Source organism: Acinetobacter sp. 24-47-62 (assembly GCF_056779765.1).
Genome location: NZ_JBWYIN010000005.1, coordinates 80,760 through 98,136 on the forward strand (window position 1 = coordinate 80,760; position 17,377 = coordinate 98,136).

Sequence of the window (17,377 nt, forward strand, 5' to 3'; positions counted from 1 at the left end):
ATTCAAATTTATTAAATTTTGGCTGCAATTTCAGCACCTTCACGAATCGCACGCTTAGCATCAAGCTCAGCAGCAAGCTTTGCACCACCAATAATGTGATATTTCGCTAAAGTTGTTTCAGTCTCTGATGGCATAATCTCTTTAACAGATTCTTGCCCTGCACAAACAACGATAGTATCGACTCGTAATAATTGATCATGTCCACCAACTTCGATCCACAGACCTTCATCACTCACTGATTTGTATTGAACGCCACGCAACATTTTCACATGATGTTTTTTTAATTGGGCGCGGTGAACCCAACCAGAGGTTTTACCTAATCCTATACCCAAAGGCGTTGTCTTACGTTGCAATAAATATATTTCGCGAACTGGACGATCCACTTCAGCAGGTTGTAAACCACCTTCAGAAACATACTGAATATCAGGATCAACTCCCCACTCACGTTTCCATTCTGCCAAAGGTTGTGGCTGTGGCTGATGTTCAGGTTTTAATAAAAACTCTGACACATCAAATCCGATACCACCAGCACCAATTACTGCTACCTTTTGACCCACAGGCGCACCTCTTAATACTTCTGCATAAGATAAAACTTGTGGTGCATCACTTCCTTCGATCTTCAATGCACGTGGAACAACGCCTGTCGCAACAATCACTTCATCAAAGCCTTCACGCTCAAGCTGTTCACGATTAACTTTAGTATTTAAACGAAGTTCAACCCCAGTGCGCTCAATTTGGACTTTAAAATAGCGAATGGTTTCATGAAACTCTTCTTTCCCAGGAACAACTTTCGCTAAGTTGAATTGTCCCCCTACATCATTAGTGGCTTCAAATAAAGTAACTAGATGACCACGACTGGCAGCAACGGTCGCTGCCGACATTCCAGCTACACCACCACCCACAACAGCTACTTTTTTTGGCTTCTTGGTTTTTAAATAAACCAGTTCAGTTTCATAGGCTGCACGTGGATTCACTAAACATGTGGCACGTTTATTTTTGAAAGTATGATCCAAACAAGCCTGATTACACGCAATACACGTATTAATTTCATCGACACGATTAGTCGCAGTTTTATTCACCCAGAAAGCATCTGCCAATAATGGTCGAGCCATTTGAATCATGTCGGCTTTACCTTCAGCCAAAATAGCTTCGGCAGTTTCAGGCATATTGATTCGGTTGGATGCAATCACAGGCACAGACACATGTTTTTTCACCTCAGCGGTATAATCTACAAATGCCGCACGTGGAACAGAGGTTACAATTGTTGGCACACGAGCTTCATGCCAACCAATACCTGTATTCAATAATGTGATACCCGCTTCTTCTAGCGCTTTAGCCACCGTGATCACTTCATTCATTGTATTACCGTCATGAACTAAATCGAGCATAGATAAACGGAAACAAATGATAAATTTTTCGCCAACTTTCGCGCGAATTGCCTTAACAATTTCAACTGCAAAGCGCATACGGTTTTCTATTTCCCCGCCCCATTGGTCTGTACGCTGATTGACATGACGACTCATAAATTGGTTCAGCAAATAGCCTTCTGATCCCATGATTTCAACACCATCATAGCCAGCTTTTTTCGCGATACTTGCTGTAGCCGCATAATCTTGAATCGTATCCAGAATTTGTTTTTCAGACATCTGACGTGGTTTAAATGGTGAGATCGGCGATTTTATTGGGCTTGCAGAAACCACAAATGGTTGATAACCATAACGCCCTGAATGCAAAATTTGCATTAAAATTTTTGCACCATGTTTATGAACTGCATGTGTCACTAATCGGTGTGGGGCAACATCACCTAAGGTATTCATTGTGCCACCAGCTGGAAGCAGCCAGCCCTGACGGTTAGGGGAAATACCACCTGTAATGATGAGACCTACGCCCCCTTTAGCACGCTCACCAAAATATGCTGCTAATTTAGGATAGTTATAAAAACGATCTTCTAGACCGGTATGCATCGATCCCATCACGACACGATTTTTTAGGGTAGTGAAACCAAGATCAAGAGGTTTTAATATATTTGCATAGCGAGTTGTCATGGCAATTCCTTATTTTATGGGCTTTGCAACTTGTTGCATAAAACTATACTTCTTTTTTCATAACTGTTTATGGCAATTTTTTGTCTTTTTCTATAATAAATTACCAACTATGAAATTAGATATTAATATTCAATCACTTACAAAAAATATTTTTCACTAAGTTCGCTTTGAAAAATTGCAATAAAATAAATTGATGCATAAAAATCTTCATAAATGCGCTGTATTATTTTCAAGAAGAAATCATGAATTAGATTAAGCACTACCTATTACTTCTAAGTTTCGACGAAATATTGCTACTTATTCTAATATTTTTGCACCACGTATCTTTTTTTAAAAAAAATTACCAATGAAAAGTGCTACAATTGAAGAAATATATTTTTCAGGTTACCAATTTTCTAGGTGCCTATATTCTATCGTTAGGATGAACAATGTCTGATAATGCAACTATCTTACAGAATGTACCTGTAGGCAAAAAAGTTGGTATTGCCTTCTCTGGTGGTCTTGATACTTCTGCAGCTCTATTGTGGATGAAACAAAAAGGTGCTGAACCTTATGCGTATACAGCAAACTTAGGTCAGCCAGATGAAGATGATTACGATGCTATTCCAAAGAAAGCTGAAGCTTATGGTGCTGTTAAAGCACGCTTAGTGGATTGCCGTTTACAACTTGCATTAGAAGGTATTGCAGCAATTCAATGTGGCGCATTCCATATCTCTACAGGTGGTGTACCTTACTTCAATACAACGCCACTTGGTCGTGCAGTCACAGGTACAATGCTTGTTACTGCGATGAAAGAAGATGACGTCAACATTTGGGGTGACGGATCTACTTATAAAGGTAACGACATTGAGCGTTTCTACCGTTATGGTCTATTAACGAACCCAGCACTTAAAATTTACAAACCTTGGTTAGACCAAACATTTATCGATGAGCTTGGTGGCCGTGCAGAAATGTCACAGTTCCTCATCGACAACGGTTTTGACTATAAAATGTCAAAAGAAAAAGCATACTCAACAGACTCAAACATGCTTGGTGCAACTCACGAAGCGAAAGATCTTGAGTATCTTGATGCTGGTATCAAAATCGTTGAACCGATTATGGGTGTTGCATTCTGGAAAGAAGACGTTGAAATCGCACCTGAAGAAGTTTCAATCACATTTAAAGAAGGCTTCCCTGTTGCTCTTAACGGTCAACGTATCGAAGATCCAGTTGAGTTAATTCTTGAAGCGAACCGTATCGGTGGTCGTCATGGTCTAGGTATGTCTGACCAAATCGAAAACCGTATCATTGAAGCGAAATCTCGCGGTATTTATGAAGCTCCAGGTATGGCGCTTCTGCATATTGCTTACGAACGTCTTGTGACTGGTATTCATAACGAAGATACCATTGAACAGTACCGAATCAACGGTTTACGTTTAGGTCGTTTACTTTACCAAGGTCGTTGGTTCGACTCTCAAGCGCTTATGCTTCGTGAAACTGCGCAACGTTGGGTTGCTAAAGCAATCACAGGTACTGTGACTTTAGAACTTCGTCGTGGTAATGACTATACGATCATGAACACTGAATCTGAAAACCTTACCTATGAAGCTGAACGCTTAACCATGGAAAAAGGTGATTCTGTATTTACTCCAATGGATCGTATTGGTCAATTAACCATGCGTAACCTAGACATTACAGATACTCGCGCTAAGTTAGGAATCTATACTGGTGCAGGTTTACTTGCTGTAGGTACAGGTTCTGCTGTTCCACAACTTAAAGACAAAAACTAAGATTTAGTTTAGTCCTAAAAAACCGCGCTTTGAGCGCGGTTTTTTATTTGGACATGAAAATCTATCGTTGTTCCCTAGATGAATAATGACTCATTCATCCAACGTATGCTTCATTTTTATATTAATCAGCACAAATAGATGTAAAACCCCTTTTATCGGCTTTTGTCGTTATCAATTTCAAGCAATATCGATTATCATCTATGTTATTTTTTCAGTAAGACTTGCCTTGAATACGATCACTTTAATCCAGCCAGATGATTGGCACGCTCATTTAAGAGATGGTTTAGCACTTCAACGTACTGTTCCTGATTTGGCGAAGCAATTTCATCGCGCAATCTGTATGCCAAATACAGTTCCACCTGTAAAAACTGTGGAAGAGGCACATGCCTATCGTGAAAGAATCATGGCGCATGTTCCTGAAAATGTAAAATTCGATCCTCGTATGGTGCTTTACTTTACGGATCATACTTCTCCTGAAGAAGTACAAAAAATTAAAAAATCTCCATATGTAAATGCAATTAAGCTTTACCCTGCTGGAGCAACCACGAATTCTGATAATGGCGTTAGTGATATACGTAAAGTGTATAGCGTCATTGAGCAACTTGAAGAACATCAGGTTCCTCTCTTACTCCACGGCGAAGTAACACATCATCATGTTGATATTTTCGATCGTGAAAAACGTTTCTTAGATGAAGTTTTAGCACCGCTGCTTAAACAATTTCCAAAATTGAAATTAGTTTTAGAACATATCACCACAAGCGAAGCTGCACATTTTGTACTTGAGCAAGATCGCAACGTGGCAGCGACGATTACACCACAACATTTGTTATTCAATCGCAATGACATGTTGGTTGGTGGTGTTAAACCGCATTTCTATTGTTTGCCAATTTTAAAACGCCAGACACATCAGCAAACTTTGTTAGAAGTCGCAACAAGTGGCAACCCTAAATTTTTCTTAGGTACTGACAGCGCTCCGCATTCTAAAAATGCGAAAGAAAATGCATGTGGCTGCGCTGGGTGTTATAGCGCTCCAACTGCAATTGAATTGTATGCTCAAGCATTCGATCAAGTCGGTAAAATTGAACGTCTTGAAGGTTTCGCTTCATTCTTTGGTGCGGATTTCTATGGTTTACCTCGTAATACTGAAACCATTACATTGATCAAAGAAGATCAAGTGATTCCTGAAAGCCTTGAATATTTAGATGGCGAACAGATCATTCCTCTTTATGCAGGTAAAACAATTCAATGGAGAAAAGTGTGACCACTGAAACATTACCTGTCATCGGTCAACGCTTCCGCGGGTTCCTACCCGTGGTTGTTGACGTGGAAACAGCTGGTTTTAATGCAGATACTGATGCATTGCTCGAAATAGCATGTATTCCAATCATTTACGACGAGTCTGGAAAGTTTGTACCTGGTCAAGCGCATCATGCACACATCAATCCATTTGAAGGTGCAAATTTAGATCGTCGCTCACTCGACTTCATTGGCATTGATCCTTTTAATCCAATGCGTGTAGCGATGGCAGAAGATGAAAAGTCTGCACTTAAACGTATGTTTAAAGCAATTAATGAGGTACGCAAACAACAACAATGCACACATGCTGTGCTAGTTGGACACAATGCTCATTTTGATCTTGGTTTTTTAAAAGCGGCAATTGCACGTACTGGAACTAAGAATCAAAATCCATTTCATAGTTTCTCGGTTTTTGATACGGTGACTTTGAGTGCTGTGATGTTCGGACAAACTGTTTTGGCTAAATCATGTATTCAAGCTGGCATCGAGTTTGATGGTAAAGAAGCCCACTCTGCTTTGTATGACACACAGAAAACAGCTGAATTATTCTGCTATATTTTAAATAAATTAGCGCCCCATTTACTTGAAACACTCGTTTCAGAGTAAAAATCTTTAAATACCCCAATATTTTAGAAATCTTGATCATCCTGTGGATTGATCTTAATTGAAAAGTATTGGGGCTTTTTGTTCCAATTTTTAACTATCGCTTTTTTATATTATGTTAATCGTAATATAGTATTGATAATTATTCTCATTAATATTGTGAAATAAGTATTATTAAATGATAATCGCTATCGTTTTTATTCTCTCAATGTTAAATCATGTCATTTGTACGCTCAAAATTAAATTTAGCCATTCTTACGATTCTCTCAACTACAGTTTGTGCAAATGAAACAGAAATAAATTCAACAGCTAATGATGATTCAATCAAACTCAATACAATTGTAACGAATGCAACTGAGCAACAAGAAGTTGGAAAAACCCTTTATACGAAGGATGACTTAGACAAGACACCCAATAGTTCTAAGAACATTACTGATTTTTTAAAAGTAAATCCTAATGTGCAATTTGGTAATAATTTTAAAAGTGGCTTACAACAAGGTGAACTTAGCCCAGCCGAAATTAGCATCAATGGCGGTTTACCCTATGAAAATAAATTTCTAATCAATGGGATGAGCATCAACAATAATATTAACCCTGTGGGTGCAACAACATCGAACTCAAATAATGAACTACTCGGCTCTAGTCAAGCTGTTTCAGTCAATGCAGACCTGATTTGTAATATTAAACTGCTTGATAGCAATGTGAGCGCTGAATATGGTGAATTTACTGGCGGTGTAGTGAGTGCAGAAACCTGCGCACCAAAAACTGAGGTAGGCAAAATTCACGGTAATATTATCTATGATTATACATCTGATTCTTGGTCTAAAATCAACTTTCCTGATCCAGAAAGCCAACAGGAATTTGAAACCTCCAACAGTGAAAAAAATCAACCTTTCTTTACTAAACAAGGAGTCAGTGCAACACTGTATGGTAACCTCACAGACCAATTAGGTTTCAATGCTTTTGGCTCTTTTCGACATTCCTTAATTCCATTAAAAACGAATTTTATTGAGCCAGCAGAATTAGACCAAACACGTGCTGCGAGCAATTATGGTGTCGAACTCTTCTATACACCTTCAGATAAAACCTCATTAAAAATAGGAACTCAGCTATTTGAAAATGAAGGTGAGTACTTCAATGCTACATTTTTAAACTCAGAAAACACGCAAATATCTGATAGTCAAAGTATTTATATCAATTTAAAAAATAAATTAAATGCTGTTCGGTTAGAACAACAACTTAATTATCAAACACAAAAAAACTCGCGAAAGGCAGAGCAGGATGCGTATGTGTGGGCTCGATCTTCAACAAAGAATTGGAATCCGAATTTAAGTACGCAATCTTATGGAAACTATGGTGCATTATCACAAGAAGAAAAAAAACTCGAATACTCAATCAAAGCCCTATTTGAACCAATAAACTTTGCGAACTCATCACACCAATTCAAAGTGGGTGCAGGTTATGGTCATTATGAAGCGTATTGGGAAAGACCTGAAGTTTCTAATAATTATTACACAACTACTATCGCTTCCAAAAATATTGAAAACTTAAACTGTTACGCTTCTGATGGTCGTCGTTATGATGCTTGTGACGAAGGCAATTCAATTGACGGGCAATATTTAACGCAACGATTTAAATATGATGCAGGACAAATCAATGTACGCCAAGATCGTTGGCATGCATATCTCGAAGATTCAATTTATGTTAATCCATTTATTCAATCTAGTTTAGGCTTAAGAGCTGATTATGATTCACTGACTCAAAATACAAATATTGCACCTCGTAGTTCATTTGTTTTGAAGCCATTTGGCAATGATCAATTATTTATCACGGCTGGTTGGAATCGCTATTATGGTTTAAACGCATTCGCCAACGAATTACAAGATCAACGAGGTCGATTACAGACAAAATTTAAGAGAAATAGTCTTTCTGAAGGTTGGGAACTCGATCCGACGTATATGCCATCCTTCAAATCAAGGTCAGAGCTGGATACGCCGTTTTCAGATGAATCTGTATTTGCTTTTAACACCAATATTTGGAACATCAATACTGGTTTAAAATATGTTCAGCGAGAGAACAAAGACCAATTACGCCAGCAGCAAGGTAATAAGTCTTATAACAACTCAGGAAAATCTGAAGCTGAAATATTAACGTTCTCTTTAAAAAATATTAAACCACTTGTATTTAAAAATTCTGTGCATTATTTAAGCCTAAATGCCGATATGACAGATACAAATCGTAATTTTGATAGCTATGAAAGCAACTACTACACAGGTACATCACAAATTTATTATGATGGCAAACTGATTAATGCTGAAGATAAACCCACTGATAATTTCAATACACCATGGACAGTTAGACTAGATTGGAATATTGGTTTTAATAATATTCCTTTAAATATTAATCATTATCTTAGCTATCGTGCAGGGACACCAGGTATGAAAAAAACCCTGAGTACCAGTAAAACTGAATTTGTCTATGAACTCGATGGTATGAAATATGACACTTACACTGCATATAAAACGAAAAATGCTTTGAATTGGGATATGCGTACTACCTACACAATACCGAGTTCAAAGAATACGCAAACTATTTTTGGTTTAACCATTAATAATGTACTTAACCGTAAAAATGAGTATTTTTCTTCCAATACATCCTCAGTGACACCAACACCAAGTCCTGAAATCGGTCGTCAATTCATTGCAGATGTTACATTTAAGTTCTAACTCATGATTCCCATAGAGCACTTAGGTGCTCTTTTTCATTTATGCCACGTTAAACTTTTGGATTGCATAAAGAAAAAACAATTCAAGACTTGAAAAATATCAATTATCCTCGATATTACATAAAGTAATTCACTCAATCTTAGAATGAGCATATGAACAATCAAAACAAACCTGAAATTATTACGATAGAAGATCAAAGCTTTGGTAGCCATGTAGAACATTGGGCGCTGTTAACTGATGATCCGACTGTTCAGGTTCCAAAATGGTTGAGTGAAGCACTAAATGCACCTGTCATGCCGATGGGGATTTGTGCTGAAGAACAAGATATGGATCCGAATGTTTGGCTAATTCAAGGACCTAGACAACAACCTATCCAATTGGTTCAAGTCATTGCTGTAGAAGACAATAAACCTAAAGCAGTCAAAACAGCCTTCCCTACTTTTGATAGTCCTTATACGTTGAACGCGACGATTGAACGCATCATTACATGTAAGTCCAACACGCAAGCAGTGTTACAATTAAAAGTTAGTGATAATAGTGTGGTTTATGCTTTTGATAGCTTATACAGTGTTAACCAAATTCAATACCAAAAAAATCAATCTTATAAAGTCCAATTAAATGCGTGGGCTTATGAGCTAGAAAAAGTTGCTGATCAAGAACAAATTGTTGTGGATGATCCAGCTTCAATTAAACACCATCGTGCTTTAAATGAAATTTTGAGTGAACACAATGGTGTAGCGCCAGATAATTTACAGCAGCTGATTGATGCTTGGGAACCTAAATCAGATGCCGATAAAGAACCTGTAACGGTCGATTTTTCGAAAATGGTGGCTTACTTGTACGGTGAAACCATGGGTCAGGAAGATGAGGCCTGGTTCCAAGGAAAAGTGGTTGGCAAGACCCAAATGCAGTTCAACGATCAATTTTATCAACTTTATGATGTAACACTTATTTTGGAAGAAAACCAACCTGCTACACTTATTCGTATCGCGACTAAGGATGAGAATTATAAAAATTTCGAAATTGGTCAATATATTCGTGGAAATATATGGATTCAGGCGAATATTTATGCTAAAAATACATCAAATAAATAGGATTTAACTATATAAAGTAATATTTAGGCTCCTAGATGAAAATTATACCGGAACAATCAACAGGCTTAATGGAACAAGCACGCCCTCGTATTCGTGTAGACAAGGGTGCTTACTGTTTCTTTTTCTTAGGTGTTTTCCTCGCTGCTTTTATTTTCCACTTTACCAATCTTATTCCAGCATTTTAATAAATTAGCGTTGATTACTTTCATCTACGTTTTAGACACATAAAAAAGCCTGTCATATGACAGGCTTTTTTACGAACTGATTTTAAGCATTACGCTTCGCAAAATCATCCATAAATTTCACAAGTGCTTGTACACCTTCAAGTGGCACTGCATTGTAAATACTCGCACGCATACCACCTACTGAACGATGTCCTGCAAGATTTAACAAATTATTTTCCTCTGCTTCTTTCAGGAATTGCTTTTCAAGTTCAGGCTTCGCCAATGTAAATGGTACATTCATAATTGAACGATATTCTTTCGCAATTGGATTTGCATAGAAGTCACTTGAATCAATATAACCATACAATAATTCAGCTTTTTGCTGGTTCACTTGATGAATTGCCTCTACACCACCCTGTTCAAGCAACCATTCAAATACTAAGCCTGATAAATACCAAGCATAAGTAGAAGGTGTATTCACCATAGAATCGTTCTTCGCTTGCGCTGAATACTTCAAGATGCTCGGAATTTCTTCTTTTGCTTGATCTAATAAATCATCGCGAATGATTACCAATGTTAAACCAGCAGGACCGATATTTTTTTGCGCACCCGCGTAAATAAGACCGAATTTTGAAACATCAATTGGTGCCGACAAAATACTAGAAGATAAATCTGCAACCAGTGGTTTATCCGTAGTTGGGATATTTTTAAATTGAATACCACCAATCGTTTCGTTATCTGCATAATGAACATAGGCAGCATCAGCAGATAAATTCCATGTACTTTCATCAGAAATTGCAAGATTACCATCTGCATCTTTAATACCAGCTTCGATCACGTTAATTTCGCCATAACGTTTTGCTTCTTTTAAAGCTTTTTCAGACCAAATGCCAGTATGGATATAATCTGCTTTGTTATTTTTCCCTAATAGATTCAATGGAATCGCAGAGAATTGTAGAGAAGCACCACCCTGTAAGAAAAGCACTTTGTAGTTCTCAGGAATATTCATCAACTTGCGTAAGTCTGCTTCTGCTTTTTCAGCAACAGCGACGTAGTCTGCACTACGATGACTCATTTCCATGATTGATAGGCCCTTACCCTGCCAATCAAGCATCTCAGCTTGAGCTTTTTCTAATACAGCAGTAGGTAATGCCGCAGGACCAGCACAGAAGTTGTACGCGCGCATGATTTTTCCTTTCAGAGTGAAACACAATAAAATGATGGCATTTAACCACAGATAACCATAGCTTGCAGTATATTCAACTTAAATAATTTCAATCTTGTTTTCACACTAAAGCTATTTTTTCAATAAGCTCTACATTTATCAGAGATTTATGTTTACTATATTTTGAGAGACACCGTAGTTAGTAAGTTTAAATCGCTCACTACAACAGCTCTCAATCTGACAAAATTTATTATGACTATTTCGTTGTATTGTCTTTCATTTCATGCGAACAATTAAAACATCTCACCATATCATTCATAGCTGACTCTTTTAAAATGACTGTGTAATAAAAATCCATCTTTTATATCTTGATCTACAATTTCAACAACCATTTCATTATTTTTATCTCGAACTGCATCATAAAGCGCATCAGTATTTACAGCTGAATGTTTTGTTTATGAACAATATTCCTCAGATTCCCCTCTCTCCTTCATTCAGCTGAAATGAAAGGGTTCACTACATGCTGTTATAAACAGTGCTATTACAATCAGCAAGCTATAATTAAATTTGAGTTTCATTTTTAATTAAAATTCTTTTTTAGACTATTGTTAATTAAAAAAGGACGCTTCAGCGTCCTTTTTTAATTCCTACAAATTACTCATCTGTAGATTTTTCATCGCTATCAGTCGTATCAATTTCTTGAGTATCTACTGATTCATTAGATTCAATTGAAGCCTCTTCACCTTCAACTGATTCTATAAAATCATCTTCCTCAACAGCTTCAATCGCTTCAACACCAACCAATGTCTCGTTTTCACCTAAGCGGATTAAACGTACACCTTGTGCATTACGACCCGTCTGAGCAATTTCAGATGCACGAGTACGTACTAGCGTACCACCATCAGAAATCAGCATGACTTCTTTACTGACATCGATCGCTACGGCACCAACCAGCTCACCATTACGATCAGATGTCTTGATCGCAATGACGCCTTTACCACCACGTTTCTTGGTCGGGAAGTCATCCACTGGCGTACGCTTACCGTAACCATTAGCTGAAGCACATAGCACTTCACCTGTTGCCGGGACAACAACTAATGAAACAATACGGCTTAAGAAATTAGAATCCGTATCTTCATCTTCTGAATCTACATCATTGTCTTCAATTTCTTCCGCTTGAGCCAATCCAATGGTGACACGCATACCACGTACACCTTTCGCAGAACGACCCATTGCACGTACATCAGTTTCTGCAAATCGAATCGCTTTACCTTCATTCGAGAACAACATAATTTGTTGTTCACCGTCAGTAATCGCAACACCAATTAAACGGTCATCTCCAGCTAACTCGATTGCACGTAAACCATTTGAACGTACATTAGAGAACTGCTCAAGTTCAACTCGCTTGATCGTACCGTATTCAGTTGCCATAAAGACATAGAAGTTTTTACGTAAGTTTTCTGCAAGCTCAGCAAATTCAACTACTACTTCATCATCAAGATCTGTAGTTGATAATTCAACTCCTAACTCTTTCAGATGTGTACGCAATTCGTCCGATAGATCGTCACCATCTGCTAGATCAGCAAATGATTTTTCTAATGCATCATAGTGTGCAGCAATGATTTCGTTTTGCTGTAATTGAGCTTGATGAGATTTAACAAACTGACGGAAATCGGCTAGACGTTCTTTAAATTTCTTCGGTGCATCAATCACTGGCAGAATAGCAGTAATTGTCTCATTTTCATCTAATGGCAATAAGTTCACCATAGGACGACCTTTTGCACCACGAGAAGCTTGAGGCACTTCAAAAACTTTTAAGCGATAGACTTTGCCGACATTGGTAAAGCATAAAACTGTTGCATGGTTAGATGTCACAATCAAATGTTGAATGTAATCATCTTCTTTCATAGACGTTGCTGATTTACCACGCCCACCACGACGTTGCGCAGCATAATCAGAAAGTGGCTGTGTTTTCGCATAGCCTGATTGAGAAACGGTTAAAACAACTTGTTCTTCTGGAATTAAATCCTCACGAGAGAAATCTACACGAGATTCTACAATCGCAGTACGACGCTCATCACCGTATTGCTGAAGAATAAGTGAAAGCTCTTCACGAATCACGTTCATCAACAATTCAAAATCATTAAGAATTGCTGTCAACTCTGCAATTTGTGCCAAAATTTCAGAATATTCTGCATGCAGCTTATCTTGTTCTAAACCAGTTAAACGATGCAAACGTAATTCTAAAATTGCACCCACTTGAGTCGGCGAGAGACGATAAATATTGCCAGATAATCCAAACGGTTTATTAGGATCTTCACCCTCAATCTCATCTGGGCGAACAGAAACTGAACCTGCTTTTTCCAATAAAGCAACTACACCACCTGCAGACCATTCCCCTGCTTGCAAACGTTCACGTGCTTCTTGCGGATTCGCAGAGGTTTTAATGGTTTCGATGATGGCATCAATATTTGCTAAAGCAACCGTTAAACCTTCCAAGATATGACCACGTTCACGCGCTTTACGTAATTCGAACATCGTACGACGTGTTACAACTTCTTGACGATGGCGAATGAAAGCAGCAATGATGTCTTTTAAATTCATCAGCTTTGGCTGGCCATTATCCAAGCAAACCATATTAATACTGAATGAATTTTGAAGCTGAGTATTTTGGAATAAATTATTAACAATTACTTCAGCGTTTTCGCCACGCTTTAAGTCAATTGCAATACGCATCCCTTCTTTATCAGATTCGTCGCGTAACTCTGAAATACCTTCGAGCTTCTTCTCTTTCACAAGTTCAGCAATACGTTCAATCGTTTTTGCTTTGTTCACTTGATATGGAATTTCAGTGAATACAATCGTCGTACGACCTGTTTTTTGGTCTTCTTCTAAATGGTACTTACCACGAATAAATAAACGACCTTTACCAGTACGATAAGCATCAACAATACCTGATTTACCGTAAATGATACCGCCTGTAGGAAAGTCTGGACCCGAAATATGCTCCATCAATCCTTCAATACTGATATTCGGATTATTGGCATAGGCTAAGCACGCATTGACCACTTCAGTCATATTATGCGGCGCCATATTGGTTGCCATACCTACAGCAATACCCGTGACACCATTAATGAGTAAATTTGGCACACGAGTTGGCATAACTTGTGGAATACGCTCTGAACCGTCGTAGTTATCTTCCCACTCTACTGTATCTTTTTCTAAATCAGCTAACAGTTCATGCGTTAATTTACGCATACGCACTTCGGTATAACGCATCGCTGCTGCACTGTCACCATCAACAGAGCCGAAGTTACCCTGACCATCAACCAACTGATAACGTAAACTGAAATCTTGTGCCATACGAACGATTGTTTCGTATACAGCAGAGTCACCATGAGGGTGGTATTTACCGATTACATCACCAACGACACGCGCTGATTTTTTGTAAGCTTTGTTATAATCATTTCCAAGCTCATGCATCGCATAAAGAACACGGCGATGAACTGGCTTTAAACCATCTCTAACGTCTGGTAGTGCACGAGAGACAATGACACTCATAGCATAGTCGAGATATGAGCTCTTCAGTTCATCCTCAATGGCAATCGGTCGAATTTCCGATACGCTCATGCATACTCCTTATTACAAACAGCTTGAAGAAACTGCTCGATTTATATAATCAATCTTGCAAAAAATTAGCCCAAAATCTATGGAGCTAAATTCTAAAACTCAGCCGAAAATTATAGCACAAATCCGTATTTTTGTCCCTAAATTTTATGGATGATCTGTTTAATTTTATTCATAAAAATGACTAAGTTTTCAACACAAAATTCTTAAACAGTATTGCCCTAAAATGAATGATAAAAATCACTTTTTTGCTACTTATACATAAAAAAGATCCTCGTAAGGATCTTTATAAATACATGAATATTCTTCAATGATGAAGTTCGCGCTTGTCCGCTTTCATTAAACTAAAAGAAATTGCAAATAAGCTTAAAATCAACGGAAACTCATACAGCTCTTCGAGTAAGCTTTCATTACTATTTTCTGTGAGCAGGAGCATCCCTATAAAGCGATGATGCTCTATCGCATCAGAAACAACGAGCCCAATCACAGCCAAAACCAAGGCCCAAACTGGGATAATAGCTGTCTTAAACTTGTTCACAATCTCTGTGCGTAATTTTTGGTTCAATAGTGGAAAAACCACAGACCCAATCAATACAATTGAGATACCTCGAAAATAGATTTTTGGGACATCAGGGAAATAATCTCGCCCCCAACTGGTACTACGACCAAACAATAAAACCCACCAGCAAACAGCCCAAAGCCAAAACTCTTTCTTACCTTCTCTAAGCTGTAAAGGCTTTATGTAAAAATAGCTAATAACTGCAAAGGACAACAATAAAAGAGCCTGTAAATTTTCAATCAGACGCACGTCTTCCATACCAAACACATTGAAATGGACTTGATTAAATAATGGAAAAATTAAACATGAGACCGCGATTAGAACAAGCGGTAAGGTTATTCGGGTGTCGACCAGCAAAACACAAACTCCCTCATTAATACATTGAAAGTATGAATGAGCTTAAAAAATGATGGCGAATCATATCACAATTACAAAAAACATATAAAACGGTAAATTCTGATCCCTTGATGAGAATAATCTATAATTTTGTTTTATGAGATTTTTTTGATGATTAAATATAAAAATGCCCTGACCAAGTAAAATGAAATGAATCATTACTCGATCAGAGCATTAGTACAGCAATGCTGAACTAGATTTTAGAAACTAATTCTGGAACCACTGTATTTAAGTCACCTACTAACCAGTAGTCAGCTACTGCATTAATTGGAGCTTCTTCATCTTTGTTGATCGCAACGATCACCTTAGAATCTTTCATACCTGCCAAGTGCTGAATCGCACCAGAGATACCTACAGCAATATAAAGGTCTGGCGCAACGATTTTACCCGTTTGACCAACTTGCATATCGTTTGGAACGAAACCAGCATCTACTGCTGCACGAGATGCACCTTGAGCTGCACCAAGCTTATCAGCTAATGGATCAAGTACTTTATGGTAGTTCTCACCAGAACCTACACCACGTCCACCAGATACAACAATGCGAGCTGCTGTTAATTCTGGACGTTCTGATTTTACGATTTCTTCAGATACGAACTTAGAAATACCCGCATCACCAGTAGAAGTTGCAGCTTCAACCGCAGCAGATCCACCTTCAGCAGCAACTGCATCAAACGCTGTACCACGCACTGTACCAACAACAACTGATTCACCAGACTCTACAGTTGCAATCGCGTTACCAGCATAGATTGGACGCTTGAAAGTTTTAGGACCATCAACTGCAATAATGTCAGTAATCATACTTACATCAAGAAGTGCTGCAGCACGTGGAAGTACGTTTTTGCCCGTCGTTGTAGACGCCGCAAGAATGTGTGAATAACCTGTACCAATTGAAGCAACAAGCTTCGCTACATTTTCAGCCAATTGGTTTGCATATGCAGCATCGTCAGCTAAAAGAACTTTGCTTACACCAGCAACTTTAGCAGTTTCATCAGCAACTGCTTGAGCGCCTGAACCAGCAACTAATACAGTGATATCACCACCGATTTTTTGAGCCGCAGCTACAACGTTTAAAGTTGCACCGTTAAGTGCTTTGTTGTCGTGCTCAGCGATTACTAAAATACTCATGATTTTTATCCTTCTGTATTAGATCACTTTCGCTTCATTTTTTAGTTTTTCAACAAGCTCATCAACAGACTTCACTTGAACACCAGCTTTACGTTCAGCAGGCGCTTCAACTTTAACAGTCTTAAGCTTAGTTGCAGGATTAACACCAAAATCTGCAGGAGATTTAGTATCAAGCGGTTTCTTACGTGCTTTCATGATGTTTGGTAGAGCAGCATAACGTGGCTCATTCAAACGTAAGTCAGTCGTAATGATCGCTGGAAGTGCTAGTTCAACAGTTTGTAAACCACCGTCGATTTCACGAGTCACTTGTACTTTATCGCCTTCAACTTTAACTTCTGAAGCAAATGTACCTTGACCAGCACCAAGTAATGCACCAAGCATCTGACCAACTTGGTTAGAGTCGTCATCAATTGCTTGTTTACCAAGAAGGATAAGTTGTGGCTGTTCAGCGTCTACAACGCCTTTAAGAATCTTCGCAACTTCTAAAGCACCAAGTTGGCTGTCATCAGCTTCAACTAGGATACCGCGGTCTGCACCAAGCGCCATTGCAGAACGGATTTGTTCTTGCGCTTCTTTAGGACCAATAGAAACAACAACGATTTCTGAAACAGTTCCTTTTTCTTTTAAGCGAACCGCTTCTTCCACTGCGATTTCACAGAATGGGTTAATTGACATTTTAACGTTAGTAAGGTCAACCCCACTATTGTCCGGCTTTACGCGAACTTTAACGTTGGCATCAACCACACGTTTTACAGCAACAAGAGCCTTCATGTAATCCTCGGCTGTTTTAACAGAAGTAAATATTCA

Annotated in this window: 12 protein-coding genes; 6 read left to right on the forward strand and 6 right to left on the reverse strand. The window is 38.3% G+C overall.

Annotated elements, in window-relative coordinates; genetic code table 11:
* Positions 1-11: 11 nt before the first annotated feature.
* On the reverse strand, positions 12-2,045 hold the full coding sequence (locus AC1M87_RS05400) for an oxidoreductase (RefSeq protein ID WP_481588517.1): 2,034 nt from the start codon (positions 2,043-2,045) through the stop codon (positions 12-14).
* Positions 2,046-2,473: 428 nt separating this feature from the next.
* On the opposite strand from AC1M87_RS05400, the gene argG reads away from it, so the two are divergent.
* The 6 genes from argG (at position 2,474) to AC1M87_RS05430 (ending at position 9,718) form a co-directional block, all read left to right on the forward strand.
* On the forward strand, positions 2,474-3,814 hold the full coding sequence (argG, locus tag AC1M87_RS05405) for an argininosuccinate synthase (RefSeq protein ID WP_481593159.1): 1,341 nt from the start codon (positions 2,474-2,476) through the stop codon (positions 3,812-3,814).
* A gap of 226 nt (positions 3,815-4,040) precedes the next feature.
* Positions 4,041-5,075 carry a dihydroorotase gene (gene pyrC / locus AC1M87_RS05410; protein WP_092766254.1) on the forward strand — a complete coding sequence of 345 codons (1,035 nt, stop codon included), beginning with the start codon at positions 4,041-4,043 and terminating at the stop codon, positions 5,073-5,075.
* The gene (rnt, locus tag AC1M87_RS05415; RefSeq protein WP_035266446.1) at positions 5,060-5,716 is read left to right on the forward strand and encodes a ribonuclease T; all 657 of its coding nucleotides are present in this window, start codon (positions 5,060-5,062) and stop codon (positions 5,714-5,716) included. The genes pyrC and rnt overlap by 16 nt, the downstream gene beginning before the upstream one ends.
* Positions 5,717-5,931: 215 nt before the next feature.
* Positions 5,932-8,439 (forward strand): TonB-dependent receptor plug domain-containing protein, encoded by a 2,508-nt coding sequence (locus tag AC1M87_RS05420; RefSeq protein WP_481593160.1) that lies wholly within the window; start codon positions 5,932-5,934, stop codon positions 8,437-8,439.
* A gap of 152 nt (positions 8,440-8,591) precedes the next feature.
* Complete coding sequence (locus AC1M87_RS05425) at positions 8,592-9,533, forward strand: hypothetical protein (protein ID WP_481593161.1); 942 nt, start codon at positions 8,592-8,594, stop codon at positions 9,531-9,533.
* A gap of 35 nt (positions 9,534-9,568) precedes the next feature.
* On the forward strand, positions 9,569-9,718 hold the full coding sequence (locus tag AC1M87_RS05430; protein WP_171076764.1) for a hypothetical protein: 150 nt from the start codon (positions 9,569-9,571) through the stop codon (positions 9,716-9,718).
* Positions 9,719-9,800: 82 nt separating this feature from the next.
* Here AC1M87_RS05430 and serC read toward each other — a convergent pair whose 3' ends face one another.
* The 5 genes from serC to AC1M87_RS05455 all read right to left on the reverse strand — a co-directional run bounded on the left by serC (position 9,801) and on the right by AC1M87_RS05455 (position 17,341).
* Entirely contained in the window at positions 9,801-10,883 is a 1,083-nt protein-coding gene (gene serC, locus AC1M87_RS05435) for a 3-phosphoserine/phosphohydroxythreonine transaminase (protein ID WP_035266433.1), read from the reverse strand.
* A 633-nt stretch (positions 10,884-11,516) separates the two neighbouring features.
* On the reverse strand, positions 11,517-14,492 hold the full coding sequence (gene gyrA / locus AC1M87_RS05440) for a DNA gyrase subunit A (protein ID WP_481593162.1): 2,976 nt from the start codon (positions 14,490-14,492) through the stop codon (positions 11,517-11,519).
* 304 nt (positions 14,493-14,796) lie between these two features.
* Complete coding sequence (locus AC1M87_RS05445) at positions 14,797-15,405, reverse strand: hypothetical protein (protein ID WP_035266431.1); 609 nt, start codon at positions 15,403-15,405, stop codon at positions 14,797-14,799.
* Positions 15,406-15,637: 232 nt separating this feature from the next.
* Positions 15,638-16,570 carry an FAD-binding protein gene (locus tag AC1M87_RS05450; protein WP_481593163.1) on the reverse strand — a complete coding sequence of 311 codons (933 nt, stop codon included), beginning with the start codon at positions 16,568-16,570 and terminating at the stop codon, positions 15,638-15,640.
* 18 nt (positions 16,571-16,588) lie between these two features.
* Positions 16,589-17,341 carry an electron transfer flavoprotein subunit beta/FixA family protein gene (locus tag AC1M87_RS05455; protein ID WP_035266425.1) on the reverse strand — a complete coding sequence of 251 codons (753 nt, stop codon included), beginning with the start codon at positions 17,339-17,341 and terminating at the stop codon, positions 16,589-16,591.
* Between the last annotated feature and the right edge of the window lie 36 nt (positions 17,342-17,377).

Excerpts from the sequence above, each read along its gene's own strand:
- AC1M87_RS05400 (WP_481588517.1), bottom strand. The coding sequence starts at position 2,045 with ATGACAACTCGCTATGCAAATATATTAAAACCTCTTGATCTTGGTTTC.
- argG (WP_481593159.1), top strand. The coding sequence starts at position 2,474 with ATGTCTGATAATGCAACTATCTTACAGAATGTACCTGTAGGCAAAAAA.
- rnt (WP_035266446.1), top strand. The coding sequence starts at position 5,060 with ATGGAGAAAAGTGTGACCACTGAAACATTACCTGTCATCGGTCAACGC.
- AC1M87_RS05420 (WP_481593160.1), top strand. The coding sequence starts at position 5,932 with ATGTCATTTGTACGCTCAAAATTAAATTTAGCCATTCTTACGATTCTC.
- AC1M87_RS05425 (WP_481593161.1), top strand. The coding sequence starts at position 8,592 with ATGAACAATCAAAACAAACCTGAAATTATTACGATAGAAGATCAAAGC.
- AC1M87_RS05430 (WP_171076764.1), top strand. The coding sequence starts at position 9,569 with ATGAAAATTATACCGGAACAATCAACAGGCTTAATGGAACAAGCACGC.
- serC (WP_035266433.1), bottom strand. The coding sequence starts at position 10,883 with ATGCGCGCGTACAACTTCTGTGCTGGTCCTGCGGCATTACCTACTGCT.
- gyrA (WP_481593162.1), bottom strand. The coding sequence starts at position 14,492 with ATGAGCGTATCGGAAATTCGACCGATTGCCATTGAGGATGAACTGAAG.
- AC1M87_RS05450 (WP_481593163.1), bottom strand. The coding sequence starts at position 16,570 with ATGAGTATTTTAGTAATCGCTGAGCACGACAACAAAGCACTTAACGGT.
- AC1M87_RS05455 (WP_035266425.1), bottom strand. The coding sequence starts at position 17,341 with ATGAAGGCTCTTGTTGCTGTAAAACGTGTGGTTGATGCCAACGTTAAA.